Genomic DNA, 24,640 nt, shown 5'->3' with positions numbered 1-24,640 from the left:
CTTATAGCTCCTGCTTCCAGTTCTGGGTGCGCAGCACGTCAGCAAAGACGCCCGCCGCAGTCACTTCGGTACCGGCGCCATAGCCGCGCAGCACCAGCGGGATCGGCTGGTAGTAGGTGGAGAAGAAGGCGAGCGCGTTCTCCCCGTCTTTGACCTTGAACAGCGGCTCGTCGCCACCGACCGCCTTGATGGCGACCTTGCACTTGCCACCCTCGATGGAGCCCACATAGCGCAGCACCTTGCCTTCACGCTGGGCGGCGGCGAACTGGTCGCGGAACCAGCCGTCAGCTTCGGGCAGACGGGCCATAAAGGCTTCCACATCGCCGCTGACGTCAAAGCCCGGCGGCAGGGCCTGCTCTACTTCCACGTCGGATAGCTCCAGCGCCATACCGGCTTCACGGGCCAGGATCAGCAGCTTGCGCGCCACGTCCATGCCGTTGAGGTCATCGCGGGGATCCGGCTCGGTAAAGCCGTTGCCGCGGGCAATTTTGGTGGCGTCGGAGAAGGCCATGCCCTCATCCAGCTTGCCGAAGATAAAGGAGAGCGACCCGGACAGCACGCCATCAAAGGCGCGCAGCTTGTCACCGGCCTTGATGAGGTTTTGCAGGTTCTCGATGACCGGCAGGCCAGCGCCGACGTTGGTTTCGTACAGGAACTTGCGGCGAGTCTGGCGGGCGGTGCGGCGCAGCGCCTTGTAGTAATCGAGCGACCCTGTGTTGGCCTTCTTGTTCGGGGTGACCACATGGAAACCGGCGGCCAGAAAGTCGGCATACTGGACGGCGACGGCCTCGGAAGAGGTGCAATCGACGATCACGGGATTGATGAGGTGGCTCTCTTCCACCAACTTTTGTACCGCTTCCAGGCTGAAGCTGTCACGGGCTTCCACCAGCTGTTCACGCCAATTGACTAGCGCCAGTCCATCCTTGTTGACCGCCATCTGGCGGCTGTTGGCGATACCGACCACCCGCAGACCAGTGCCCTGCTCAGCGAGCACCGGCTGCTGGCGGGCAATCTGATCCACCAGGGCCGCGCCCACACCGCCGACACCGACCACAAAGAGATCGATGAACTGCTGGCTGCCGAAGAAGTTCTGGTGGCAGGCCTTGATGGCTTCCGCCACCTTGCGATCCCGCACCACGGCGGAGATGGAGCGCTCGCTCGACCCTTGGGCGATGGCGACGATGTTGATGGAGGCTTGCGCCAGGGAGGTGAAGAAGCGCGCCGCCATCCCCTTGCTGGTGCGCATGCCGTCACCGATGAGGGAGATGATCGCCAGATCGCTGATGATATCCAGTGGCTCCAGCAGCTGGTTCTTGAATTCGAGCTCGAACTCGCGCTCCAGCACCTTGCGGGTCTTCTCCTGGTCATAGCTGTGGATACAGAAGCTGACGCTGTACTCGGAGGAGGACTGGGTGATGAGGACGATACTGACCCCGGCGCGGGAGACGGCGGAGAAGATGCGGCCGGCCATGCCCACCATGCCCTTCATGCCGGGGCCGGAGACGTTGAACATGCACATGCCGGAGAGATCCGAGATGGCTTTTACCTTCAGGTCATCATCCCCCTGCTCGACACCGATCAAGGTGCCCGGCCCTTGCGGGTTGAAGCTGTTCTTGATGAGGCAGGGAATGTGGAACTGGGCCACGGGGGCGATGGTTTTCGGGTGCAGTACCTTGGCGCCAAAGTAGGAGAGCTCCATCGCCTCCTTGTAGGAGAGGGTTTTCAGCAGGTAGGCATCCGGCACCAGACGGGGGTCACAGTTGTAGCAACCTTCCACGTCGGTCCAGATCTCGCAGCATTCGGCATCGACGCAGGCGGCCAGCACGGCGGCTGAGTAATCGGAGCCGTTGCGACCCAGCAGCACGGTTTCACCCTTGTCGCTGCCACCGGTGAAGCCCGGCATCAGGTAGAGGCATGACTCTTTTCCAGCGGGGCCCTGCCCCTCTACAGCTGGACGCAGCCCCTTGGCGGCAAAGCGCAGGCGGGAGGCTTCGATATCGACGTGGGCTTCCAGATAACCGCCGTCGGTGACCAGCAGTTGCTCCGGCACTATGATGTCCAACTCGAGGCCACGCACCCGCAGCAACTCGTGCATGAAGGCGATGGAGAGGTTCTCCCCACGGCTCAGGATGCGGGCCTGCACGTTGTCCGGGCAGAGGCCCAGCAGACGAATGCCCTGCATCAGTCGCTCGACCTGATCCAGCTCGGCGGTGAGACGGGCCTGCAGCGCCTTGTCATCCAGCGCCGGATAGGCTGCCTTCAATCCGGCCAGCAGGCGGGAGAAGATGCCGTTGATTTCAAACAGGGTGGAACTGGCATCCATGCCGCGACTGGTCTGCTCCACCAGGGCGACCAGGTGATTGGTCACCTTGGCCGGTGCCGACAACACCAGGGCAACCTGGGATTGGCCGTGGGTATTGACCGCGATATCCGCTACCCGTAAAAAACGCTCTGCATCGGCCAGTGACGACCCGCCAAACTTCAACACTCTCATCGCTTTCTCTCCCTGTAAATCTATGAAATTCAATCTAAAAACCAATCCAACAAAAAGGCCCGTACTGGGTGGGTACGGGCCTTTTCTGATTTCTGTGCTTGTTCGTCAGCGCATCAACCGGCCCCAGTGCCACCTGTGGTGGTACCGGTAATAATGGTGGTGGTGATGACGTTGGTGAATAACTGCATGACGAACACTCTTGAACGAAGCTGGCTTTTAGCAATACCGCGCCGGGCGCCGGGCTGTCAACTTAAACCTCTTTGCCAAATCGGCGAGCAAGGTCTTTGCAGAGCAGATGCAGCATGTTCAAATCCCGCTGTGGCAGCATGGGCACCCGGTCCATCACCCATTGATGCAGTTTTTCATCCTGCGAAACTCCGAGTTCACCAAGTATTTCTGCTGTTTTGTGTTTCAGTACCCGAACCTGTCCGACGCTATCAAAATTTTCTGCTACGGCTTGCGGCTCATCCAGCAACTGGCTCATCTCATAGGCATACAGCATGATCGCCTGCCCCAGATTCAGGGACGGGTAGCTCACCTTGAGGGGCAGATAGCTCAGCAAATCCGCATGGGCCAGCTGCTCATTGGAAAGGCCGGACTCTTCACAGCCAAACACGATGGCGACTTTGTTGAGAGACGGCTTGGCACGGATTTGATCGCGAATTTCCCCCGGAGTGAGGTAGTGCTGATAACGGCCACGCTGACGGGCCGTGGTGGCGATCACCAGATCCATGTCGGCCAGTGCCTCTGGCAAGGTGTCGAACGCCTCGGCCTGGGTCAAAATCTCCTGCGCCCCATGGGCCACCCAGCTCGCCTCTTCCTCTTCGTGTACCCGGCTCGCCACCAGTCGCATGGCATCGAAGCCCATGGTTTTCATGGCGCGGGCAGCGGCCCCGACATTGGGTGCCCGGGCAGGTGCCACCAGTACAAAATAGAGCTTCATTGGGTTTCCTCTTGGGCTGGGCCGACATCTGAAACAGGCTGCAAACCGTCGGCAAAACAGGGGCGCAATCTACCGTTTATCCCCAAAAATTGCCACTTGAACAGATGTTTGAATGTTGCCATAGTGGCCAGACGTGTGAACAAACTGCCAGCCATTCCCGGCATGAATGCCGTGAGTGATTGAGCGCTTGCAGGGCAAGGACAGGACGACAGACCAGCCCCGGACTCAGCCGCCATACCGGCCGACACATCACAAGGAAGAGAGAGATGCAGCAGCCATTGGAACAGGCCGTCGCCGAGACGATCTTGCAACGCTTCGAGTCGTTTTACAGCCGGTTTCTCGAAATAACCCAGGGCAGCAAGAGCCGCTTCGAAAACAGTGACTGGCTGGGAGTACAGCTGGCCGGACGCGAGCGCATTCGCCTCTATGATCACCACGTCGGCGCCACCACGGCCCTGATCAAGCAGATGATGGGGGAGCATCACGCCACTCAGGAGCTGCTCAAACGGGTGAAAGGCGCCTTCAGTGATCTGCTGCCCCGTTGTGACAACTTCGAGGTGGCGGAGTCCTTCTTCAACTCCGTCTATCGCCGCATCTTCCGCCATCGCAACATTCGCGACGAGAACCTCTACATCCATCCCTTTCGCAGCCGGGGGGAGCATCCCGACTTGAGCGCCCTGCTGCGGGTCTATCGCACTGACCTCACCCATCTGCCCCAGACCCTGAGCCAGATGCTGGGGGATTACAGCTTCACCCTCCCCTATGAAGACAAGCAGCGCGACATTGTCGACATCCACCGCCATCTTGCCGAGAACGGCCCGCAGATCCTGCATGACGAGCCCTTCGCCATCGAGATGCTCAAAGAGGTGTTCTACCGCAACAAGGGCGCCTATCTGGTGGGACTTATTCGGGTGAAGGGGCAGGTGTTCCCCTTCATTCTGCCGCTGCTCAGCACAGGCCAGAGCATCTATGTGGATACCGTCATCTTCGAACCGGAGCTGGCCTCCATCGTGTTCGGCTTCGCCCGCGCCTACTTCATGGTCTACGCCCCAGTGCCGGCGCTGTTTGTGGTGTTTTTACGCCAGATCATGCCCCACAAGCCCGATTATGAGATCTACAACGCCATCGGCTGCCAGAAGCACGGCAAGACAGAGCTTTATCGTCACTACCAGCAACACCTGGCCCAGAGCCGGGAACAATTTGTCATCGCCCCCGGCATCAAGGGAATGGTGATGAGCGTGTTCACGCTGCCCTCCTACGACGTTGTGTTCAAGGTGATAAAGGACGAGTTCACCCCCCCCAAGGATGTGAGTCACGAGCAGGTGCGGGCGAAATACAGACTGGTAAAACAGCACGATCGGGTGGGCCGCATGGCCGATACCCAGGAGTTCACCAACTTCGAGTTTCCCCTGGATCGCATCTCGCCCGAGCTCCTGGCAGAGCTAAAGACGGTGGCGCCCTCGGCGCTCACCATCACCAGTGACAAGCTGGTGATCAAGCACCTCTACACAGAGCGCAAGATGATCCCGCTCAACCTCTATCTGGACAAGGCGGACGAGCAGCAGACCCGGCTCGCACTGGAGGAGTACGGCAACGCCATCAAGCAGCTGGCGGCGGCCAACATCTTCCCGGGAGACATGCTGTTCAAGAACTTCGGCGTCACCCGCCACGGCCGGGTGGTGTTCTACGACTACGACGAGATCTGCTACATGACGGAGTGCAACTTCCGCCAGATCCCGCCACCGCGCTACCCGGAAGATGAATGGAGCGCCGAGCCCTGGTATTCGGTGGCCCCCAACGACATCTTCCCCGAGGAGTTCGCCACCTTCCTGCTGCAAAAGCCCCAGGTGCGGGAGATCATGATGCAGCTGCACAAGGAGATGTTCGACGCCAACTACTGGAAGATGCTGCAGAGCAACATCAAGGTGGGGGTATTCGAGGATGTCTATCCCTATCGACGCAAGAAGCGCTTCAAGTTTCAGCGAGGGGGATGAGGAGGCGAGCCTCGCCTTGCTGCCAACTTGGGATGCAATGCATATTGCGACGGCAGAACCGGGAGTCTTGCCATAACGCTATGGCGCAGTATTGAAAAGGGACGCCGCGGCGTCCCTTTTTGATGACAGCTGCCGGCTCACGCTACGACAACCCCTGACAGAAATATCAGTTATTTGGCCGCAGGCATGGCGTCGAAAGTGAGCAGTGCAACCTTGTTGGCATCGCTCAGCACCAGCTGCTTGCCGCTTACCTTGAAGGTCGCCACCTTCTCCAGTTGCTGCAGATAGATCATCTCTTTGCCCGCCAGATCACCCGGGCACATCATGCGGGTCGAGCCCATGGCACCCAGCGTCAATACGCCGTCACCCTGCTGGGTGATACCGCCAAAATAGCGGTTGCAGCCGCCCTTGCCCGCCACCTTGTCACCCGCTACTTGCAGGGTGAAGGTATCATCGCTCGCACCTTGCAGTTGCCAGGTAGACGCTTGCAGCGCAGCCAGATTGGAACCAGTGGTCATGGCGCAGCCTCCCAGAGCCAATGCGGCCAGCAGGGTCAGTTTCTTGTTCATGGGTTCACCTCTTGATATAAGCGAAATAGGGGAAGGAACGTGATGATGGTGGCCTGTTTATCACGAGACTGAGGCAGATTAAAACTCTTTTATTGTGATCTCCGTTCCCTTTACTACCAACTGGCATGTGCCATGCTTGTATTCCTGTTCCGGACCCAGGGAGGGGAAAAGAATGGTCAAACCACTCATCATCGCACTCGCTTCATGCCTCAGCCTCGGTGCCCAGTCCGCCGACTGGGATTTCCTCAAGAGCGAGGCTGACAGCCAGCTCTACGTCAAAAGCTACTCAGGCGTGCTGCTCGACAGCCAGACTCATCACAGCGACAGTTTCGACCTCTGGCTCATCAACACCGGCTATCAATATCCGATCATGGATGACGTCAGCCTCTACATGGAAGCGGGCCCGGCCATAGGCCCGCACAGCGAACAGTCCGGCTACAACCTGAGCTCTGGGGTGCGCTACCAGTTTTCCCCCACATTGAACATCGGCAGCCAGCTCAAACAGCTGGAAGTGCACAAGGCCAGCACACTGCTGGAGCTCAACACCAGCCTGCTGCTTACACCGCAGCTTGCCATCACGGCAAACTACGGCGTGAGTGCATTCAGTACTGAGCACTCCCTCAGCCTGGGCGTAGGCTTCAACTTCTGACCGATCAGATAAGCCGGGTGGCACTGACCAGTACGCCGTTGAGGTCGGCGTAAACATAGTCACCCGGATGTATGGTCACACCGGCAAACGACACCACGGCATCCAGCTCTCCCTGACCCAGCTTCTCTGTTTTGACCGGGCAAGCAGCCAACGCCTTGACCCCCAGCGCCAGGGTTGCCAGTGTCCCCACATCGCGCACAGCGCCAAAGATCACTATTCCCTCCCAACCCTGCTCCGCCGCCTTGATGGCCAGCTGATCGCCGAGCAAAGCACGGCGCAACGAACCGCCGCCATCAATCACCATCACCCTCCCCTGACCGGGACGGTTGACCAGCTCTCGCACCAGGCTGTTGTCTTCATAACAGGAAAGCGTGACCGCCTGGCCATAAAACAGCGGCTTGCCACCAAAATCGTGAAACAGTGGATCGGCGACTTGCAGGGCATCACCATGTTGATCGCAGAGGTCGGGTAGTAGATCCAGCATCATAAGCCTCCTTCCATGGACATGAATTCGCTCATTCTTTCATCAAGCCGTTGATCTGACAATCCAGTGGGATTCAATTTTGCCCAAATGGAGTGGTTCGCCTTTCATCAGCACGGGCTGCAACCAGAGCTCGCCCTGCTCCACCCAATAGATGGCGTTCTGGCCGAAACGAGCTGCCAAATCGATGGCCTCACCACGAGAAGAAGCCAGCGCCAGCGATGATTCACGCCAACTTGCATCAGGAGCACTGCCCCACAATGGCCCCAGCGCCATCATGGTGGGAGACGCGGCGATGGCCCGCCACAGGGCGCGCTGACGGCGGGTATTGCGACGCATTCCTACCTCGCGGCTGGCAGGATTCCAGGCCGTCACAATGGCGTAAACAGGCCATTGAGGTGCCAAAAATGGTGCAATAAAACAAATTTTTTTGTAGTTTTCCCACAAAATCATGTCAACCACATGTTACATTCCATTACATTTTATAAGGGCGAAAATGGGGGTAACCCCAAGTATCATGCTGTGAACTCAGGGTTTGACCTATATCAATCCAGAGTTAAAAAGTTGCTATCTGACGGCAAAGAGTGTTGTTATGCGCCTGTTAACTGATAAAATGCAGCCACTTTTGTAATGGACTACCTTTCCAGGCTTCTCTCGATCAGACTTGTTGAGAGCCCACGTGTGGCACAGGGATGTTTGCCGACGCTGATGCCAAATTCGCGATAATCCGACCTGACATTCATACCCAGGATGACGTAATAAATTTTCAGGACCGGTCGGGTAACGCCAAAGAGTGTTAAAATTTAGATAACTAACTGATAAGAATCTGGGAATACTCATGCAAACACCACACATTCTGATCGTCGAAGACGAACTGGTCACCCGCAATACCCTGAAAAGCATCTTCGAGGCCGAAGGCTACGTTGTACTCGAGGCCAATAATGGCGACGAGATGCATCAAGCCCTCACTGCCCACACCATCAATCTGGTGATCATGGACATCAACCTGCCAGGCAAAAATGGCCTGCTGCTGGCGCGCGAGCTGCGTGAAGATGACAACATCGCCCTGATGTTCCTGACCGGTCGTGACAATGAAGTGGACAAGATCCTGGGTCTGGAAATCGGCGCCGATGATTACATCACCAAGCCGTTCAATCCCCGTGAATTGACCATTCGTGCCCGCAACCTGCTGAGCCGCACCATGAATGTGGCCGCTGGCGGCGAAGAGAAGAAGCTGGTTGAGCGCTACCTGTTCAACGGCTGGGCACTGGACATCAACAGCCGCGCACTGGTCAGCCCGGCTGGCGACATGTTCAAGCTGCCCCGTTCAGAATTCCGTGCCATGCTGCACTTCTGCGAAAACCCGGGCCAGATCCAGACCCGTGCAGAACTGCTCAAGAAGATGACAGGTCGTGAGCTCAAGCCCCATGACCGCACTGTGGATGTCACCATCCGCCGCATTCGCAAGCACTTCGAGAGCGTCAACGACACACCGGAAATCATCGCTACCATCCATGGCGAAGGCTACCGTTTCTGTGGCGAGCTGGAGCAGGAATAAGCCCGTTTCGTCATTGCAGAGTGAGTTTACGAGGCGCCCATGGCGCCTTTTCTCTGCCTGATGTTTGCCATCATCCAGCGCAAACACAAAACAAAAAGCCCACTCTTACGAGTGGGCTTTTTGCATGAAAGCTGGAGCGGGCAGCGGGAATCGAACCCGCATCATCAGCTTGGAAGGCTGAGGTAATAGCCATTATACGATGCCCGCAGGACATCAAAATCAAGTGCGAGACGGGAGTTCAACCCCTTGCAATCAGCCTGTGGGCTTGTGCAGTTACCGCATTGATGCAGGCTTTGCATCTAAATTTGGAGCGGGTGATGGGAATCGAACCCACGTATGCAGCTTGGGAAGCTACCGTTCTACCATTGAACTACACCCGCGTCAGGGCCTCTACTATATGCATTTTGCCGCTGAGCGCAATCACCGCAATGGTGTTTTTTACCATAAATCAAGCTGTTCGACCAACTAATGAGCAGCAAGGTGTTTTTTCAATCAAACATTTTCAACACCAGAAATTTACAAGGTTGCCAAGCCTGAGGGGCGAGGATAGTCTTGCGCCACTCGACGCGAGGATGGTGGTAATGGATAAAAAAACTCAAAAACGTCTTTATGGCTGGTTGCGCAACCAATCGAGCCACGGCCGACGCTGGATCGGTCTCTCCATCGGCTTTGGCCTTGGCCAGGGCATCTTGATGGTCGCCCAGGCCTGGCTGCTGGCGACCCTGTTGCATGGCTTCATCATCGAGGGGGCAACCCCGGAGCAATCCATTCCTCTCTTTATTACCCTGCTGCTGGTCACCCTGACCAAGGCCGCTTTGGCCTATGGCCGCGAGGTTGCCAGTTTCAAGGCGGGCAGCGCTGTGCGCCAGGCCATTCGCGAGCTGGTCCTCACTCGCCTCAGCCGTCTCGGCCCTGCCTATATACAACGCCGCCCTGCCGGTAGCTGGGCCAGCCTCTTGCTGGAACAGATTGAAAATATGCAGGATTTCTTCTCCCGCTATCTGCCGCAGATGGCCATTGCCGTCTTTATTCCGCTGGTGATCCTGGTAGCCGTGTTCCCGGTCAACTGGGCGGCTGGCCTGATCCTGCTGGGCACAGCTCCCCTCATTCCCTTCTTCATGATCCTGGTGGGTGTGGGTGCCGCCGATGCCAACCGCCGCAATTTCCAGGCACTGGCCCGTCTCTCCGGCCACTTTCTCGATCGCCTCAAGGGCTTGCGTACCCTGCAACTCTTCATGCGCACCCGAGCGGAGGGTGACGCCATTCGCGACGCGTCGGAAGATTTTCGCGAGCGAACCATGGAAGTGCTCCGTCTGGCGTTTCTGAGTACCGCCGTGCTGGAGTTCTTCGCCGCCCTCTCGGTGGCGCTGGTCGCGGTCTACTTTGGCTTTTCCTACATAGATCATCTGAATTTTGGCCACTATGGCACCAAGGTCACCCTGTTTACCGGCCTGTTCGTGCTGTTCCTCGCCCCCGAGTTCTATGCTCCGCTGCGCGAGCTGGGCGCTCACTACCATGCCAAGGCGCAAGCCATAGGCGCGGCCGAACAGTTGCTGGAGTTCCTCGAAGCCGAGGTCAGCGAGCCCGCCTCCGGCAATGCCTCCTTTCATGCCGACAGCCCCGTCAAGGTAGAAGCCCGTGCCCTGGAGGTGCTGAGCGCCGAAGGCAAGGTGCTGGTCGGCCCCATCGACTTCACGCTGGCAGCCGGTTCACGCACGGCACTGATCGGGATCAGCGGCGCGGGCAAGAGCTCGCTGGTCAATGCCCTGCTCGGCTTTGCTCCCTATCGTGGTGAGCTCAAGCTCAACGGGCAGGAGCTTGCCAGTCTCGACATGAGTCAGTGGCGACTGCAACTGGGCTGGCTCTCCCAGAATCCCCAGCTGTTTCACGCCTCCTTGCGCGACAACCTGCTGCTGGCCAAGCCATCTGCCAGCGACGCCGAGCTGGAAGATGCTCTCAAGCGGGCTCAGGCCTGGGAGTTTGCCATGGAGAAGGGACTCGACTATCCGGTCGGTGATCAGGCCGGCGGTCTCTCGGTCGGTCAGGCACAGCGTCTTGCCCTGGCACGCACCCTGCTCAAATCGACCCAGCTGATGGTACTGGATGAACCCACCGCCAGCCTGGATCGCCACTCGGAGCGCGCCATCATGACCACGCTGGAACAGGCGACGGCAGGTCAAACTCTGCTGATGATCACTCACCGCCTGGATGAACTCACCAAGATGGATAACATCTTGGTACTGGCCCGTGGCCAACTGGTGGAGCAAGGCAGCTTCCAGCAACTGAGCCAAGCCCAGGGGGCTTTCGCCCATCTGTTGTCCCATCGTTCCGGGAGTTCTCTCGATGACTGATCTATTGCCGTTTCTGCGCCTCTATCGTCAGCACTGGCTGAGTCTCTCGCTGGGCCTGCTGCTGGCACTGGTCACTCTGGTGGCGGGGATGGGGCTCTTGTCCCTCTCCGGCTGGTTCCTTTCCGCCGCGGCAGTGGCGGGAATGGCGGTCGCCAGCCGCGATACCTTCAACTACATGACACCGGCTGGCGGGGTGCGTTTCTTCTCCATCATCCGCACCGCAGGTCGTTGGGGTGAGCGGGTGGTGAGCCATGACGCTACCTTCCGGGTACTGACCCGGCTGCGAGTCTGGTTCTGGCAAAAGCTCTCGCCACTCTCCACCGGCACCCTGGCCGGTTTTCGTCAGGCGGATCTGCTCAACCGGCTGGTGGCCGACATCGATGCGATGGATCACGTCTATCTGCGGCTGGTCACTCCCATAGGCGCAGCCCTGCTCAGTTGCACCGGACTGGTCATATTCCTCTCCTTCTTCGATGGCCGCCTCGCCCTGACGCTGGGCGCCATACTGCTGTTTGGCATGATTGCCCTGCCGCTGGTCTTCTACTACCTCGGTCGCCAGCCAGGTCAGGCGCTGATAGCCGAGAAATCGTCCATGCGCACCCGCATGGTGGACTATCTGGACGGTCAGGCCGAGCTGCAGATGTTTGCCGCAGCCCCCAAGGCGCTCAGCGAGCTGCAACAGGCGGAACAGGCCCTGCTGACGGCACAGGCCCGTATGGCCAGGGTGAGCGGACTGGCCAATGCCAGCGTGCAGCTCTTGAGCGGCTGGACACTCACCCTGATGCTCTGGCTGGCCGGTCACGGCGTGGCGGGTGCGGCACCTGACCCCATCACAGCGCTGATGGTGTTCGCCACCCTGGCAAGCTTCGAGGCCCTGCTGCCGCTGGCGGGGGCTTTCCAGCACCTCTCCACCAGCCTCACTTCGGCTCGCCGCCTCAACGAGATCCTGCAGGAGGCCAAGGCCCCCGAGTGGGGGAACGAGCAGCAGCATGCCAAAGAGGGCGTCTTGCAGATAAGCGATCTCTATTTCGGCTATCCCGGTAACCCGCATCCCGTGCTGCGTGGCTGTACCCTGCAACTGCAGGCGGGTGAGAAACTGACTCTGCTGGGCCAGACCGGCTGCGGCAAGTCCACCCTGATGGGATTGCTGACCCGTGAATGGAGCCCGCAGGCGGGCAAGATCCTGCTCGATGGCAAGCCGTTGACGGACTACAGCGAAGGGGCGCTGCGCGCGTCTCTCTCTGTGGTGAGCCAGCGGGTTCATCTGTTTGCCGCTACCTTGCGCGACAACCTGAAACTGGCCGCCCCCGGGGCCGGCGATGAGCAGCTGACCGAGGTGCTGAACCAGGTCGGTCTGGCACATCTGCTGGAGGATGAGGCAGGCCACAGCGATACCGGGTTGAATGCCTGGCTCGGAGATGGCGGTCGCCCCCTCTCGGGTGGCGAGCGACGCCGTATCGGTATCGCCCGCGCCCTGTTGCACGATGCACCGCTCTGGCTGCTGGATGAACCGACCGAGGGCCTCGACAGCCAGACCGAGCGGGAGATCATGGATCTGCTGTTCAAGCTGGGGGCGGATCGCACCCTGCTGCTCATCTCCCACCGCTTGCTGGGGCTGGAGCAGATGGACCGTATTGCCCTGATGGAAGAGGGGCAGATCCGTCTGTGTGCGCCTCATCATGATCTGCTGGCTGACGACTACTATCGCAGCCTCTATGAGCGGCTGACACCGGCTTGAGAATGAAAGAGGTAGGATACACCTGCGGACGCCTCCCTCCTTTAAGACAGGCCGGCGGAGCCTGTCTGATCCCCGTCACACCTCATCTTCACAGCTAAAATTGGGGCTGGTCGCAGGCAGCGACTGGCCCCTATAATGTCCGCCCTCACAGTTCAAAAAGATGCTGATATGAAACGCCTGATCCTGATGATGCCCCTGATTGCCTCCGGTTGCGCCGACTTCTCCTTCAACAGCAATCTGGACAAGGAAAACTTCGACGAGTACTTCAAGCCGGGCGGCGTTCAGATCTATGAACAGAACCAGCTGGCTGACCTCAACTACCTCTACCTCGGCACCGTCGAGGGGGAATCTTGCCAGAGCGATGCCAAGCAGCCGGTGCCGAACGCAGGTGAAGCTCGCACCCTGGCCCGTCGCCGCGTGGCCGACATGGGTGGCAATGGCGTCACCTTCGACAAGTGCGCCGAGTTCAGTGACACTCCGGGCTGCCTAAAACAGGTGATCTGCTACGGGCAGGCGCTCAAAGTGGCACAAGAGAAGTAAGGATACCCCATGGCCCTGGCCATAGTCCGGCTCGGCAGTCCTCGTCTTGAAGATGAAGGGTTGCGCATCGGCACAGTGCGGCGCCCGCCCCGTGGTGTGCCCAAGCAGGCGTTTGCCAGTCAGGATTGGTATGACGTCTGGTTTCCCAATCTGGCGCCCAGCAGCGACACCATGAAGCTGGGCCAGGCCGCCGATACGCCTGCCCTCTGGGCCGTTTTCTGCAAGCAGTACAAGGCCGAGATGGCCACCCCCTGTGCCCGCCACGATCTGGCGCTGCTGGCTGCCCTCTCCCATACCACCAATCTGTCGGTGGGCTGTTACTGCGAGCAGGCGTCTCGCTGTCATCGCAGCATATTGCAAGAGCTGCTGGTCAATTGCGGCGCCAAGTTACGCTAGAAAGCACAGCCGGATAGTGAAAGAGGGCGTCCCGACGGACGCCCTCTTTCACTTCAATCACCATTCAGACAGGATGAGTCCTACTACAGGCTGCCAACCCGCAGGCGCCGACGCAGCGCAGCCTCCTGCTCCGCAGTCATACCAGCCACCACGGCACCTTCGTTGTCCATCAACCATTGCATCAGATCGGCGACCGTCTCCTCCAGCGGTCGAAAGTTGAGCCCCTGCACTATGGCTGCCTCGGCACTGATGCGGCCATAGCCGGCATACTCAGCCAACTCGTTTGGCAATAGCGTGGGATAGCTCTGCCAGGGTTCGACGCCGGCTGACAGCAACTCAGGCCAGGGGAGCCACTGCGCTTGCCATTGTGTGGCGGGCGCCAGCCTGGCGGTGATGCGATCCAGCCAGTCCACCAGCGCAATACCGGGTTTGAGCAGATTGAAACAGCCACCCAGCTGCTGCTCGGCGGCCCGCAGCACGAATTCGGCGCAGTCGCGCACGTCCAGGTATTGCAGTCGATCCTGCCCGTCCCCCGGCAGCAACCAGGGCCCCCCTTGCTGTACCCGCTTCACCCACCAGGCCAGACGGCCGGTCGGATCATGGGGGCCGCACAGGACACCGGGGCGCAGGATGCAGAGCCGCTCGCCCCAATGATCCCGATACGCAGCTTCGCACAGTACCTTCAGCGGACCGTAATCGGTGGGCAATTCCCCCTCGACAATCTCGTGCAACGGCGCCGATTCATCCATGCCCCGGCTGGCGAAGTCGCGATAAACGCTGATGGTGGAGATAAAGATCAGCCGCTCGCAGCGCCCGAGCAGGGCTGCCGAGAGGCTCACCGCCTGCTCGGGACGGTAGCAACAGGTGTCTATGACCAGATCCCAGCGCAACCCTTGGCTTTGCAGGGGGCTCAGATCCTTGTTCCTGTCACCGTTGAGCTGAACTAGGTCACGCCAGTCCGGGTGCTGATGCCGGCCCCGGTTGAATAGCGTCACCTCGTGCCCCCAGTCCAACGCCAGCGTGGTGAGGTGGCGGCCCAGAAAGCCGGTGCCACCGATAATCAGCAATTTCATCCATGTATCTCCAATCCGGCGCCATCTGAACGCCTTCGCCACAGAGCAGAGCGCGAATGCCATCCCCTGCTCCATCTGCCCTCACCCTACGCAAGTTGGTGCCGGGGTACAGCTCCCGAGTGCCGGTATGGGACGGGGATCACGACAGGACGTGGGAAATGAGCGTAGCGAGGCAGAGCCTGCGTTTTGAGGCTGCCTGTGCTAAATTGCCGGGGTTTTCAGTCAGGATCCGCCATGAAGTTCGAAATCGACACCCTCGGGATCATCCACTCTCCCTACAAGGAGAAGTTCGCCATCCCCCGCCAGCCCGGTCTGGTCAAATCGGCCCGCGCCCGCCTCGAGCTGCTGCCCCCTTACGATCAGCCGGACGTGCTGCGCGGCATAGAGCAGTTCTCCCATCTGTGGCTCAGCTTTGTGTTTCACCAGACCATGGATCAGGGCTGGCACCCGACGGTACGTCCGCCGCGCCTGGGCGGCAACGAACGGGTCGGAGTCTTTGCCACCCGCTCCACCTTCCGCCCCAACCCGCTGGGTCTGTCGGTGGTCGAGCTGCACGGCGTTGGTCGCGAGCGTGGCAAACTGTGGCTGGAGCTCGGCGCCGTGGATCTGCTGGATGGCACTCCTGTCGTCGATATCAAGCCCTATATTCCCTATGCCGACAGTCTGCCGGACGCCCGTGGCGGCTTTGCCCCCGAGGCCCCCACCCCGCCTCTCGTGGTCAGCTTCACCCCCGAAGCGGAGCAGCAGCTGCAGCCCTGGCTCAAGGCTCACCCCGAGCTTCGTCTGCTGGTTAGCGAAGTGCTGGCCCAGGACCCTCGCCCCGCCTACAAGAAAGGCAAGCCGGACGAAAAGGAGTACGGCGTCAGGCTGTTTGACCTCAACGTACGCTTTCGCATCACAGAGCCCGACTGTCTGGTGCTCGCCATAGAATTTGCTTGATCTCGGCGCTATTTGAGTAAAAAGCACCCTGATGTGTTTTTTGTCACTCTTGATCCCTGTGTTCGGCGGCGATCTGCCTGAAGGCTCCCTCGCAAGCAAGGAAGGCATCGACCATACCAGGATCAAAATGGCTGTCGCGCCCCTGCACTATGATGGCTTTCGCCTCTTCATGGGTGAAGGCGGGCTTGTAGACCCGTTTTGAGATGAGGGCATCGTAGACATCCGCCACCGCCATCAAGCGGCCAGATAGCGGGATAAGCTCTCCGGCCAGGCCGGCCGGGTAACCGCTGCCATCCCACTTCTCGTGGTGGGTGAGGGAAATTTCGCGCGCCAGCCGCAGAAAGGAGTTAGAACCAAGCTGAGCCTCGGCGCTGGCCAGCGCATCCGCCCCTATCTGGGGATGGCGCTTCATGATGGCAAACTCTTCATCGGTCAGCTTGCCCGGCTTGAGCAGGATGGCATCAGGAATGCCCACCTTGCCCACATCGTGCAACGGCGCCGACTTGAATAGCAGGTCTATGGTGGTGTCATCCAGTGGATAACGCTCTCCGTCGTGGCGACGCAGGTACTCGGCCAGCACCTTGACGTAGTGCTGGGTACGGATGATGTGGGCGCCCGTCTCGTTGTCCCGGGTCTCTGCCAGCGAGGCAAGGCCGAGGATAGCCACGTCCCGGGTCAGGTTGAGCTCATCGCTGCGTGCCTTCAGCTCGCCGATCATCTGGTTGGTGCTGGCGGCAATCAGGCCGAATTCATCATCCCGGGTCACCGGCACCCGCGCATCCAGATCGCCACACTGCACCTGCGCCATGGCGCGCGTCTGGTGCATCAGGGAGAGGGTCAGATTACGGCCATAGCCACGAATAATCAGCCAGAGGTAACCGAAGGTCACCGCCATCACGAAGGCGATTTCCAGCAATATGTAGTGTTGGGCATCGATCCGCGACATGCCTCTGTCCACCGTCGCCAACCACTCCAGATCCTTGTTGAACAGCAGGAAAAAGACACCCCCCAACAGTGCGAGCGTGGTGAAAGTAAACAGAGTGAACTTACGGGAAACCGGCATGGCCAGCGGCCGGGTCAGCACCAGCGAGCCCTGATACTCCCGCAGTTTGGCCAGGTTCCAGTCCCGCACCAGCGACAAGTCCGCCGCCACCAGAAAGCCCAGGGTGGTCATCCCCAACAGGATCTTGAGGTGACTCTCCAGCGGGAAGTCATACATGAAGCCGTTATAGCCCGAGAGCAGCAACGCCCCAAGCAGGTAGAAGACCACTTCCAGCCCGAAGCCGCCAAGCCCGCTGCCAGGCAGGGCCAACCGGTGCAACACCCGATCGCGCACGGCAAACATGATGGCGAAGACCAGCAAGGCAGGCCCCAGCAGCTGAGGCAGGGTCAGGCTCTCCAAAAACGGACAGACCTGCCACCCGTAGAGGCAAAAGAGTGACAGTGTCACCCCGTAATGCAGGGCGCAGCGCCCCGTGATTTTCTGCATGATTTCACCCTGACCGCTGTTTATTGTTATGACGGAGGGGATATGCCCCCGCCCCTCACAGGCGCCGCAGCAGCAGACTCCCTATCGAATAGCCAGCGCCAAACGAGCAGAGTACACCACGGGCCCCCGCAGGAAGGTCGCGATTGTACAGATGAAACGCGATGATGGAACCCGCCGAGCTGGTATTACCATAGCTATCAAGAATGACCGGCGCCTCCTGCTGGCTGGCATCGTGGCCCAGCAGCTTGCGGCCGATGAACTGGTTCATGGTGAGGTTGGCCTGATGCAGCCAGAGTCGGCTCAAGGAGTCCGCCGTCCAGCCCTGCTCATCCAGCTGGCTGGCAATCTGATCGCACACCAGCGGCAGCACCTCCTTGAATACCTTGCGCCCCTGCTGGCGGAACAGTTTGTCATCCCCATGACGGGTACGCGGACTGAGCCGGTTCAAAAAGCCGAAGTTGTTGCGGATATTGTTGGAGTACTGGGTCACCAGCTTGCTGGCCACCAGTTGCCAGGGGTTGGCCACCTTGCAATCGGCCTCCCGCTCCAGCAGCACGGCGGTACAGGCATCGCCGAAGATGAAGTGGCTGTCCCTGTCACGAAAGTTGAGGTGCCCGGAGCAGATCTCCGGGTTCACTACCAGCGCCAGTTTGGCGGTGCCTGCCGCCAGCATGTCCGCCGCCGTCTTGATGCCAAAGGTAGCGGATGAGCAGGCCACGTTCATGTCAAAGGCCATGCCGCTCGCCCCCAGATAGTGTTGCAACTCGATGGAGAGCGCCGGATAGGGCCTTGGCATGTTGGAAGCCGCCACTATCACCAGATCAATCTCACCCGGCTCACGGCCGGCGGCAATCAGCGCCTGCTCGGCGGCAGCGACCGCCATCTCCACCATGATGGAGGGCTGATCGTCAGCCCGCTCGGGGAGCAAGGGCTGCATGATGTCAGGGTCCAGCACCCCCTCCTTGCTCACCAGATAGCGACTCTTGATGCCGGACGCCTTCTCGATGAATTCGCAGCTCGAGTGCTGCTTGGCGGATAGCTGACCCGCATCGATGGCGGAGGCATTTTCCTCGTTGTAGAGGTCCACATACTGGTTGAAGGCGGTCACCAACGCTTCATTGCTGACAGCAAAAGGCGGGGTATAGAGGCCTGATCCACTGATCACGATAGAAGTCATCTTTGCTCCTGGCCGGGTGCAATCCCGGCTTGTTGGTTTATTTGGGTAGAGAGGTCATTACAACTGATCGATCGCCGCGGCGAGACCAGCCAGCGTCAGCGGATGCATACGCCCGCCAACCACGTCATTCATCAACTTGATGGAGGGATGCCAGAGCCACTCGCGCCTGGGGATGGGATTGATCCACACCAGCCTGGGAAAGTGTTGCTGCAGGCGAGCGAGCCATACCTGACCAGCCTCCTCGTTCCAGTACTCAACGGCACCGCCGGGCCAGCTGATCTCGTAGGGGCCCATCTTGGCGTCCCCCACAAAAATCACCCTGTAGTCGCTGCCGTAGGTGCGCAACAATCTCAGGGTGTCGAACCGCTCCTCGAAGCGACGGGCGTTGTCTTGCCAGACGAAGTCGTAGAGACAGTTGTGAAAGTAGAAATACTCCAGATGCTTGAACTCGTGGCGCAGCGCCGAGAAGAGCCGCTGCACCTCGGCCACGTGGGCATCCATGGAACCACCCACATCGAAGAAGACCAGCAGTTTGACACCATTGTGGCGCTCGGGTCGCAGCTTTACATCCAGCCAGCCCTGACGGGCTGTACTCTGGATGGTGTCGTCGAGATCCAGCTCGTCGGGATTGCCCTTGCGCACCCAGCGTCTGAGTTTGCGCAGGGCCAGCTGGATGGCACGCTGGCCCAGGGGCGAGTCGTCGCTGAAGTTGCGATAGTGGCGGGCTTCCCACACCTTGACCGCCTTGCCATGCTGGCCCTCTCCCCCCATGCGGATCCCTTCCGGATGAAATCCGCCGTGACCGAACGGACTGCTGCCGCCAGTCCCCACCCACTTGTTGCCGCCGGCATGGCGCTCTTTTTGTTCCGCCAATCGCTGGTTGAGGGTTTCAAGCAGCTTGTCGAGCCCCCCCAGAGAGTGCAGCAGTGCCTTTTCTTCGGCACTTAACAAACGTTCGAACTCCTTGCGTAGCCACTCATCAGGTAAGGCGTCGGGCAGCAAGTGGCTGGCCTGCAGACCGTCGTAATACTCGGCAAAGGCGCGATCGAAGCGATCAAAATGAGCCTCGTCCTTGACCAGCAGGCAGCGGGAGAGCTGATAGAAGTCATCCATATCGACACTGACCAGCCGGGCTGCCAGCGCGGCGTGCAAGTCCAGCAATTCGCGCAAACTGCAGGGGATCTTGTGACGACGCAGCTGGCTGAAAAAGTCGATCAGCATGGTGTCAGTTGCCGCGACGGGCCAGGAAGGCCAGCTTCTCGAACAGGTGCAAGTCCTGCTCCGTCTTCAGCAGGGCGCCGTATAGCGCCGGGACCAGCTTGCCCGGTTCGCGGGTGCGCATCGCCTCGGGAGAGATATCATCGGCCAGCAGCAGCCGGATCCAGTCCAGCAACTCGGAGGTAGAGGGCTTCTTGCGCAGCCCTTCCACTTCCCGCAGTTCGAAGAAGAGCGTCATGGCCTCATCCAGCAACGCCGCTTTCAGGTTCGGATAGTGTAGGTTGACGATGGCCTGCATCTCGGCCTTGTCGGGAAAGCGAATGTAGTGAAAAAAGCAGCGACGCAAGAAGGCATCCGGCAGCTCTTTCTCGTTGTTGGAGGTAATGATGACAACGGGGCGCCGGCGGGCCTTGACTCGCTCGCCGGTCTCGTAGACGTCAAACTCCATCCCATCCAGCTCAAGCAGCAGGTCGTTGGGGAATTCGATGTCCGCCTTGTCTATCTCGTCGATAAGCAGCACGGGCCGTTCATCAGCGGTAAAAGCCTGCCACAGCTTGCCCTGGCGAATGTAATGACTGATATCCCCCACTCGCGGATCCCCCAGCTGGGAATCACGCAGCCGGGCCACTGCATCATATTCATAGAGCCCCTGCTGGGCTTTGGTGGTGGATTTAATGTGCCAGGCAATGAGGTGAGTGCCGAGCGAACTGGCCACGGCCTCGGCCAGCTCTGTCTTGCCAGTGCCAGGTTCACCTTTGATAAGTAAAGGTTTTTCCAGCACTATAGCCGCATTGACCGCCATCTTCAGCGCCTCTGAGGCGAGATAGCGATCGCTTCCTGCAAATCCCATAACGTCCATTCCTTTGACGATAAGAGACCTTTTTGAGATCGAGGCCTCAGTAAGAAAGAATAAGCTCTATATCTTGTAATAACATATTGTTATAACAAATCGTCACTTCTCATTCAGAAACCACAGGGTAATCTTGTTTCATCGCCGTAACAAACAGGGATAGCACCATGAGCAAAATTTTTGAGGACAACAGCCAGACCATAGGTCACACCCCGCTGGTTCGACTCAACCGTGTTACCAAGGGCCGCGTACTGGCCAAGATTGAAAGCCGCAACCCGAGCTTCAGCGTCAAGTGCCGCATCGGTGCCAACCTGATCTGGGATGCCGAGAAGCGCGGCGTACTGACCCAGGGCAAGGAGATCATCGAGCCCACCAGTGGTAACACAGGTATTGCTCTGGCATTTGTGGCCGCCGCCCGTGGCTATCCCATCACCCTGACCATGCCGGCCACCATGAGCCTGGAGCGCCGCAAGCTGCTCAAGGCGCTCGGTGCCAATCTGGTGCTGACCGAAGGCCCTCTTGGCATGAAAGGCGCTATCGCCAAGGCCAACGAGATCCTCGAATCAGAGCCGGGCAGATACGTTTTGCTGCAACAGTTTGAAAACCCCGCCAACCCGGAAATCCACGAGAAGACCACTGGCCCCGAGATCTGGGATGCCACCGACGGTCAGGTGGATGTATTCGTGGCCGGTGTAGGTACAGGCGGCACCATTACCGGCGTCTCCCGCTACCTGAAGCAGACCAAAGGCAAGGCAGTGATCTCGGTGGCCGTCGAGCCAAGTGAATCACCGGTGATCAGCCAGCGTCTGGCCGGTCTCGAAATCAAACCGGGTCCCCACAAGATCCAGGGCATTGGTGCCGGCTTCATCCCGGGCAACCTGGACCTGACCCTGCTGGACCGCGTCGAACAGGTAAGCAGTGATGATGCCATCGAGATGGCACGCCGTCTGATGGAAGAGGAAGGTATTCTGGCCGGTATCAGCTCCGGGGCAGCCGTCGTGGCCGCCGCCCGTCTGGCCGAGCTGCCGGAATTTGCCGACAAGACAATCGTCGTCATACTGCCGAGCGCCGCCGAGCGTTATCTCTCCAGCGCGCTGTTTGCCGGCGTGTTCAGCGAGCAGGAGTTGCAACAGTAAGTGATCGGATAATTTCAAAACAACGGCGCTCCCAGGAGCGCCGTTTCTTTATGAGCTAGACTGAGCACTTGGCAGCGCCACTCGGCCCCTTATTTTTTGGGGTAAAATAACAAACAAACGAGTGACAAAAAAAGCAGACATCCTGTGATAAATTTCATATCCTGTGCGGCGTCACGAGGTGTTTGCCGACTAGGTATCACAAAGTAACAAAGTGTTATTTTTCGTTATAAAATAATTTCAAGCCAGTATTTCTGCGGCTTGTAGCGCGATAACGGAAAAGAGTAGCGGCAAACACCGAATACTGCACAGAAAATTGACCTGGATTAAACCATTGCAGGTCTGATTTCGTTACTTTACAACATATCCATACTGACACGGTGAGACAAGGAAGCGTCAAAAGCATCCATCTCTCCAAAGAATATCAATAATATGGGGTGAAACCATGTACGAGAAGTCTGTTGTTATCACTGCTGAAAACGGCCTGCACACCCGTCCGGCAGCTCAGTTCGTGAAAGAAGCCAAAGAATTCCAAAGCGAGATCACTGTGGTCTCCGGTGGCAAATCCGCCAGCGCCAAGAGCCTGTTCAAGCTGCAGACCCTGGGCCTGACCAAAGGCACCAACGTGACCATCCAGGCCGACGGCCCGGACGCTCAGAAAGCCGTTGAGAAGCTGGTTGCCCTGATGGACGAGCTGGAGTAATCCAGCTTTATTCCTCCCCCACAGTCGTTTTAATAGGAAGGATTATGATATCTGGCATTCTTGCGTCCCCCGGTATCGCATTCGGTAAGGCGCTTCTTCTTAAAGAAGATGAAATCGTTATCAATCAGGGCAAGATTTCTGCTGACCAGATTGACGCCGAGATCAACCGCTTCCTCGAAGCCCGCACCAAGTCAGCTGCACAGCTGGAAGCCATCAAAGCCATGGCTGGTCGCACCTTCGGTGAGGAAAAAGAGGCCATCTTCGAAGGCCACATCATGCTGCTCGAAGATGAGGAGCTGGAAGGGGATATCAGATCCTTCATCAAAGACAACAAGGCCACCGCTGATAAGGCCGTCTACGAGGTCATCGAGCAATACGCCAAGATGATGGCCGATCTGGACGATCCCTACCTGCGCGAGCGCGCCACCGACTTCCGTGACATCGGAACCCGTCTGGTGAAGAACGTGCTGGGCATCGCCGTAGTCAATCTGAGCACCATAGACGAAGAGGTCATCCTGGTCGCCAAAGACCTGACTCCGTCCGAAACTGCCCAGATCAACCTGAAATATGTGTTGGGTTTCGTTACCGATATCGGTGGCCGTACCTCTCACACCTCCATCATGGCGCGCTCCCTTGAGCTGCCGGCCGTGGTAGGCACCAACGACATCACCGAGCGCGTCAAGAACGGTGACATGCTGGTGCTGGATGCGATCAACAACCAGATCATCATCAACCCGACCGCTGAACAGCTGAACGAAGCCAAGCAATTCCAGGCCCAGTTCCAGGCTGAGAAAGATGAGCTGGCCAAGCTGAAAGACCTGCCTGCCATCACCCTGGATGGTCACCAGGTCGAAGTCTGCGCCAACATAGGTACCGTCAAGGATACCGAAGGTGCCATCCGCAATGGCGCCGAAGGCGTGGGTCTGTACCGTACCGAGTTCCTGTTCATGGATCGCGATGCGCTGCCGACCGAAGACGAGCAGTTCAAGGCCTACAAAGAAGTGGCAGAGGCCATGCCGGATCAGCCGATCATTGTCCGTACCATGGACATTGGCGGCGACAAAGAACTGCCGTACATGAATTTCCCGAAAGAGATGAACCCCTTCCTGGGCTGGCGTGCCGTGCGTATTTTCTTCGATCGCGAAGACATCATGCATGCCCAGCTGCGGGCCATACTGCGTGCGTCTGCCTTCGGCAAACTGCGCATCATGTTCCCGATGATCATCTCAGTCGAAGAGTTCCGCAGCCTCAAGGCCACCGTAGAGAAGCTGAAAGCCGAACTGCGCACCGAAGGCAAAGCCTTTGATGAATCCATCGAAGTGGGTATCATGATCGAGACTCCGGCTGCTGCCGTGATGGCTCATCATCTGGCTAAAGAAGTGGATTTCTTCAGTATCGGTACCAACGACCTGACCCAGTACACTCTGGCAGTCGACCGTGGTAACGAGATGATCTCCGCCATGTACAACCCGCTGTCACCCTCCGTCCTGACCCTGATCAAGATGGTTATCGACGCTTCCCATGACAATGGCAAGTGGACCGGTATGTGTGGTGAGCTGGCTGGTGACGAACGCGCCACACTGCTGCTGCTGGGTATGGGTCTGGATGAGTTCTCCATGAGCTCCATCTCTGTACCGCGTATCAAGAAGCTTATCCGCAACACCAACTTCGAAGATGTGAAGGCAATGGCTGACCAGGCACTGAGCTACGCAACTGCCGCCGAAATCGAAGCCTGTGTAGATAACTTTATTAAGCAGAAGGCAGTCTGCTAAGATCGGCTGCAAACAGCGACAATCATCTCTAGGAGCTTTTACTATGGGTCTGTTCGATAAACTGAAGAAACTGGTTTCCGATGATAGCTCTGATACCGGCGGCATCGAAATTTTTGCCCCGCTGTCAGGTGAAATCGTACCGATCGAAGATGTGCCTGACGTTGTCTTCGCCGAGAAGATCGTCGGCGACGGTATCGCCATCAAGCCGGCTGGCAACAAGATGGTTGCACCGTGCGATGGCACCATCGGCAAGATCTTCGAGACCAACCACGCGTTCTCGCTGGAATCCGACTCTGGTATCGAGCTGTTCGTTCACTTCGGTATCGATACCGTTGAACTGAAAGGCGAAGGCTTCACCCGCATCGCTCAGGAAGGTCAAAAGGTCAAGCGCGGCGACACCATCATCGAGTTCGATCTGGCCATTCTGGAAGCGAAAGCCAAGTCGACCCTGACGCCGGTTGTCATCTCCAACATGGATGAGATCAAAGAGCTGATCAAGATGACAGGTGCCGTGACTGTGGGCGAGACCCCGGTGATCCGCATCAAAAAATAATGCACGGCTGGCTCAAGCCA

General features: G+C 58.6%; 22 protein-coding genes and 2 tRNA genes. 12 read left to right on the top strand and 12 right to left on the bottom strand.

Translation table 11 applies throughout. From position 1 onward, the window contains the following. Window position 1: 1 nt before the first annotated feature. Entirely contained in the window at window positions 2–2,494 is a 2,493-nt protein-coding gene (gene thrA / locus AACX78_RS07805; protein WP_159165847.1) for a bifunctional aspartate kinase/homoserine dehydrogenase I, read from the bottom strand. 250 nt (window positions 2,495–2,744) lie between these two features. Further along, a complete protein-coding gene (locus AACX78_RS07800; protein ID WP_005312418.1) occupies window positions 2,745–3,437 on the bottom strand; it encodes a tRNA/rRNA methyltransferase in 693 nt (230 codons plus the stop codon). Between the two features lie 266 nt (window positions 3,438–3,703). Between AACX78_RS07800 and aceK the strand changes: the two genes are divergently transcribed. After that, window positions 3,704–5,431: a bifunctional isocitrate dehydrogenase kinase/phosphatase gene (gene aceK / locus AACX78_RS07795; protein WP_159165846.1), complete on the top strand. Its 1,728-nt coding sequence runs from the start codon at window positions 3,704–3,706 to the stop codon at window positions 5,429–5,431. A gap of 170 nt (window positions 5,432–5,601) precedes the next feature. On the opposite strand, the gene AACX78_RS07790 is transcribed toward aceK, so the two are convergent. Further along, window positions 5,602–6,000, bottom strand: a complete 399-nt coding sequence (locus AACX78_RS07790; RefSeq protein WP_005312410.1) for an META domain-containing protein — start codon at window positions 5,998–6,000, stop codon at window positions 5,602–5,604. A 172-nt stretch (window positions 6,001–6,172) separates the two neighbouring features. On the opposite strand from AACX78_RS07790, the gene AACX78_RS07785 reads away from it, so the two are divergent. Continuing rightward, complete coding sequence (locus AACX78_RS07785; protein WP_159165845.1) at window positions 6,173–6,649, top strand: hypothetical protein; 477 nt, start codon at window positions 6,173–6,175, stop codon at window positions 6,647–6,649. A 4-nt stretch (window positions 6,650–6,653) separates the two neighbouring features. Here the strand turns inward: AACX78_RS07785 and AACX78_RS07780 are convergent, their stop codons facing one another. Further along, the gene (locus AACX78_RS07780; protein ID WP_005312402.1) at window positions 6,654–7,133 is read right to left on the bottom strand and encodes a putative 4-hydroxy-4-methyl-2-oxoglutarate aldolase; all 480 of its coding nucleotides are present in this window, start codon (window positions 7,131–7,133) and stop codon (window positions 6,654–6,656) included. Window positions 7,134–7,175: 42 nt separating this feature from the next. Then, window positions 7,176–7,592, bottom strand: coding sequence for a DUF3293 domain-containing protein (locus AACX78_RS07775; protein ID WP_159165844.1), 417 nt, complete (start codon window positions 7,590–7,592; stop codon window positions 7,176–7,178). A 376-nt stretch (window positions 7,593–7,968) separates the two neighbouring features. Between AACX78_RS07775 and arcA the strand changes: the two genes are divergently transcribed. Then, window positions 7,969–8,688, top strand: coding sequence for a two-component system response regulator ArcA (arcA, locus tag AACX78_RS07770; RefSeq protein ID WP_005312398.1), 720 nt, complete (start codon window positions 7,969–7,971; stop codon window positions 8,686–8,688). A gap of 132 nt (window positions 8,689–8,820) precedes the next feature. On the opposite strand, the gene AACX78_RS07765 is transcribed toward arcA, so the two are convergent. After that, window positions 8,821–8,895: transfer RNA gene (locus tag AACX78_RS07765), tRNA-Gly, on the bottom strand. A gap of 99 nt (window positions 8,896–8,994) precedes the next feature. Beyond that, window positions 8,995–9,068: transfer RNA gene (locus AACX78_RS07760), tRNA-Gly, on the bottom strand. 201 nt (window positions 9,069–9,269) lie between these two features. On the opposite strand from AACX78_RS07760, the gene cydD reads away from it, so the two are divergent. The 4 genes from cydD to AACX78_RS07740 all read left to right on the top strand — a co-directional run bounded on the left by cydD (window position 9,270) and on the right by AACX78_RS07740 (window position 13,713). Continuing rightward, on the top strand, window positions 9,270–11,039 hold the full coding sequence (gene cydD / locus AACX78_RS07755; protein ID WP_159165843.1) for a heme ABC transporter permease/ATP-binding protein CydD: 1,770 nt from the start codon (window positions 9,270–9,272) through the stop codon (window positions 11,037–11,039). Further along, complete coding sequence (cydC, locus tag AACX78_RS07750) at window positions 11,032–12,777, top strand: heme ABC transporter ATP-binding protein/permease CydC (protein WP_159165842.1); 1,746 nt, start codon at window positions 11,032–11,034, stop codon at window positions 12,775–12,777. The genes cydD and cydC overlap by 8 nt, the downstream gene beginning before the upstream one ends. Before the next feature lie 168 nt (window positions 12,778–12,945). Next, entirely contained in the window at window positions 12,946–13,317 is a 372-nt protein-coding gene (gene rcsF, locus AACX78_RS07745; RefSeq protein WP_017412233.1) for an Rcs stress response system protein RcsF, read from the top strand. 9 nt (window positions 13,318–13,326) lie between these two features. Further along, on the top strand, window positions 13,327–13,713 hold the full coding sequence (locus AACX78_RS07740; RefSeq protein ID WP_159165841.1) for a DUF488 domain-containing protein: 387 nt from the start codon (window positions 13,327–13,329) through the stop codon (window positions 13,711–13,713). 83 nt (window positions 13,714–13,796) lie between these two features. Here the strand turns inward: AACX78_RS07740 and AACX78_RS07735 are convergent, their stop codons facing one another. Further along, window positions 13,797–14,786: an NAD-dependent epimerase/dehydratase family protein gene (locus AACX78_RS07735; protein WP_159165840.1), complete on the bottom strand. Its 990-nt coding sequence runs from the start codon at window positions 14,784–14,786 to the stop codon at window positions 13,797–13,799. A gap of 234 nt (window positions 14,787–15,020) precedes the next feature. Here AACX78_RS07735 and tsaA point away from each other — a divergent pair, with 234 nt between their 5' ends. Continuing rightward, entirely contained in the window at window positions 15,021–15,725 is a 705-nt protein-coding gene (tsaA, locus tag AACX78_RS07730) for a tRNA (N6-threonylcarbamoyladenosine(37)-N6)-methyltransferase TrmO (protein ID WP_159165839.1), read from the top strand. A 43-nt stretch (window positions 15,726–15,768) separates the two neighbouring features. On the opposite strand, the gene AACX78_RS07725 is transcribed toward tsaA, so the two are convergent. The 4 genes from AACX78_RS07725 to AACX78_RS07710 are packed head-to-tail and all read right to left on the bottom strand — an operon-like array spanning window position 15,769 to window position 20,459. After that, a complete protein-coding gene (locus tag AACX78_RS07725; protein ID WP_159165838.1) occupies window positions 15,769–17,214 on the bottom strand; it encodes an HD domain-containing phosphohydrolase in 1,446 nt (481 codons plus the stop codon). 55 nt (window positions 17,215–17,269) lie between these two features. After that, a complete protein-coding gene (locus AACX78_RS07720; protein WP_159165837.1) occupies window positions 17,270–18,391 on the bottom strand; it encodes a beta-ketoacyl-ACP synthase III in 1,122 nt (373 codons plus the stop codon). A gap of 57 nt (window positions 18,392–18,448) precedes the next feature. After that, the gene (locus tag AACX78_RS07715) at window positions 18,449–19,612 is read right to left on the bottom strand and encodes a vWA domain-containing protein (protein ID WP_113721184.1); all 1,164 of its coding nucleotides are present in this window, start codon (window positions 19,610–19,612) and stop codon (window positions 18,449–18,451) included. Window positions 19,613–19,616: 4 nt separating this feature from the next. Then, on the bottom strand, window positions 19,617–20,459 hold the full coding sequence (locus tag AACX78_RS07710) for an AAA family ATPase (RefSeq protein WP_159165836.1): 843 nt from the start codon (window positions 20,457–20,459) through the stop codon (window positions 19,617–19,619). Window positions 20,460–20,626: 167 nt separating this feature from the next. Here AACX78_RS07710 and cysK point away from each other — a divergent pair, with 167 nt between their 5' ends. The 4 genes from cysK (at window position 20,627) to crr (ending at window position 24,620) form a co-directional block, all read left to right on the top strand. After that, on the top strand, window positions 20,627–21,595 hold the full coding sequence (cysK, locus tag AACX78_RS07705; RefSeq protein WP_005312371.1) for a cysteine synthase A: 969 nt from the start codon (window positions 20,627–20,629) through the stop codon (window positions 21,593–21,595). 442 nt (window positions 21,596–22,037) lie between these two features. After that, entirely contained in the window at window positions 22,038–22,295 is a 258-nt protein-coding gene (locus tag AACX78_RS07700) for an HPr family phosphocarrier protein (protein WP_005303128.1), read from the top strand. Window positions 22,296–22,339: 44 nt separating this feature from the next. After that, window positions 22,340–24,067 carry a phosphoenolpyruvate-protein phosphotransferase PtsI gene (ptsI, locus tag AACX78_RS07695; protein WP_159165835.1) on the top strand — a complete coding sequence of 576 codons (1,728 nt, stop codon included), beginning with the start codon at window positions 22,340–22,342 and terminating at the stop codon, window positions 24,065–24,067. Window positions 24,068–24,110: 43 nt separating this feature from the next. Beyond that, window positions 24,111–24,620: a PTS glucose transporter subunit IIA gene (gene crr, locus AACX78_RS07690; protein ID WP_005312365.1), complete on the top strand. Its 510-nt coding sequence runs from the start codon at window positions 24,111–24,113 to the stop codon at window positions 24,618–24,620. Window positions 24,621–24,640 lie beyond the last annotated feature (20 nt).

The organism is Aeromonas sp. 9A (assembly GCF_963900955.1).
Classification (GTDB): domain Bacteria; phylum Pseudomonadota; class Gammaproteobacteria; order Enterobacterales; family Aeromonadaceae; genus Aeromonas; species Aeromonas salmonicida.
This window is presented reverse-complemented; position numbering and strand designations above follow the sequence as displayed.

Bases quoted from the DNA above. Each gene is read 5' to 3' on its own strand.
- thrA (WP_159165847.1), bottom strand. From the start codon at position 2,494: ATGAGAGTGTTGAAGTTTGGCGGGTCGTCACTGGCCGATGCAGAGCGT.
- AACX78_RS07800 (WP_005312418.1), bottom strand. From the start codon at position 3,437: ATGAAGCTCTATTTTGTACTGGTGGCACCTGCCCGGGCACCCAATGTC.
- aceK (WP_159165846.1), top strand. From the start codon at position 3,704: ATGCAGCAGCCATTGGAACAGGCCGTCGCCGAGACGATCTTGCAACGC.
- AACX78_RS07790 (WP_005312410.1), bottom strand. From the start codon at position 6,000: ATGAACAAGAAACTGACCCTGCTGGCCGCATTGGCTCTGGGAGGCTGC.
- AACX78_RS07785 (WP_159165845.1), top strand. From the start codon at position 6,173: ATGGTCAAACCACTCATCATCGCACTCGCTTCATGCCTCAGCCTCGGT.
- AACX78_RS07780 (WP_005312402.1), bottom strand. From the start codon at position 7,133: ATGCTGGATCTACTACCCGACCTCTGCGATCAACATGGTGATGCCCTG.
- arcA (WP_005312398.1), top strand. From the start codon at position 7,969: ATGCAAACACCACACATTCTGATCGTCGAAGACGAACTGGTCACCCGC.
- cydD (WP_159165843.1), top strand. From the start codon at position 9,270: ATGGATAAAAAAACTCAAAAACGTCTTTATGGCTGGTTGCGCAACCAA.
- cydC (WP_159165842.1), top strand. From the start codon at position 11,032: ATGACTGATCTATTGCCGTTTCTGCGCCTCTATCGTCAGCACTGGCTG.
- rcsF (WP_017412233.1), top strand. From the start codon at position 12,946: ATGAAACGCCTGATCCTGATGATGCCCCTGATTGCCTCCGGTTGCGCC.
- AACX78_RS07740 (WP_159165841.1), top strand. From the start codon at position 13,327: ATGGCCCTGGCCATAGTCCGGCTCGGCAGTCCTCGTCTTGAAGATGAA.
- AACX78_RS07735 (WP_159165840.1), bottom strand. From the start codon at position 14,786: ATGAAATTGCTGATTATCGGTGGCACCGGCTTTCTGGGCCGCCACCTC.
- tsaA (WP_159165839.1), top strand. From the start codon at position 15,021: ATGAAGTTCGAAATCGACACCCTCGGGATCATCCACTCTCCCTACAAG.
- AACX78_RS07725 (WP_159165838.1), bottom strand. From the start codon at position 17,214: ATGCAGAAAATCACGGGGCGCTGCGCCCTGCATTACGGGGTGACACTG.
- AACX78_RS07720 (WP_159165837.1), bottom strand. From the start codon at position 18,391: ATGACTTCTATCGTGATCAGTGGATCAGGCCTCTATACCCCGCCTTTT.
- AACX78_RS07715 (WP_113721184.1), bottom strand. From the start codon at position 19,612: ATGCTGATCGACTTTTTCAGCCAGCTGCGTCGTCACAAGATCCCCTGC.
- AACX78_RS07710 (WP_159165836.1), bottom strand. From the start codon at position 20,459: ATGGGATTTGCAGGAAGCGATCGCTATCTCGCCTCAGAGGCGCTGAAG.
- cysK (WP_005312371.1), top strand. From the start codon at position 20,627: ATGAGCAAAATTTTTGAGGACAACAGCCAGACCATAGGTCACACCCCG.
- AACX78_RS07700 (WP_005303128.1), top strand. From the start codon at position 22,038: ATGTACGAGAAGTCTGTTGTTATCACTGCTGAAAACGGCCTGCACACC.
- ptsI (WP_159165835.1), top strand. From the start codon at position 22,340: ATGATATCTGGCATTCTTGCGTCCCCCGGTATCGCATTCGGTAAGGCG.
- crr (WP_005312365.1), top strand. From the start codon at position 24,111: ATGGGTCTGTTCGATAAACTGAAGAAACTGGTTTCCGATGATAGCTCT.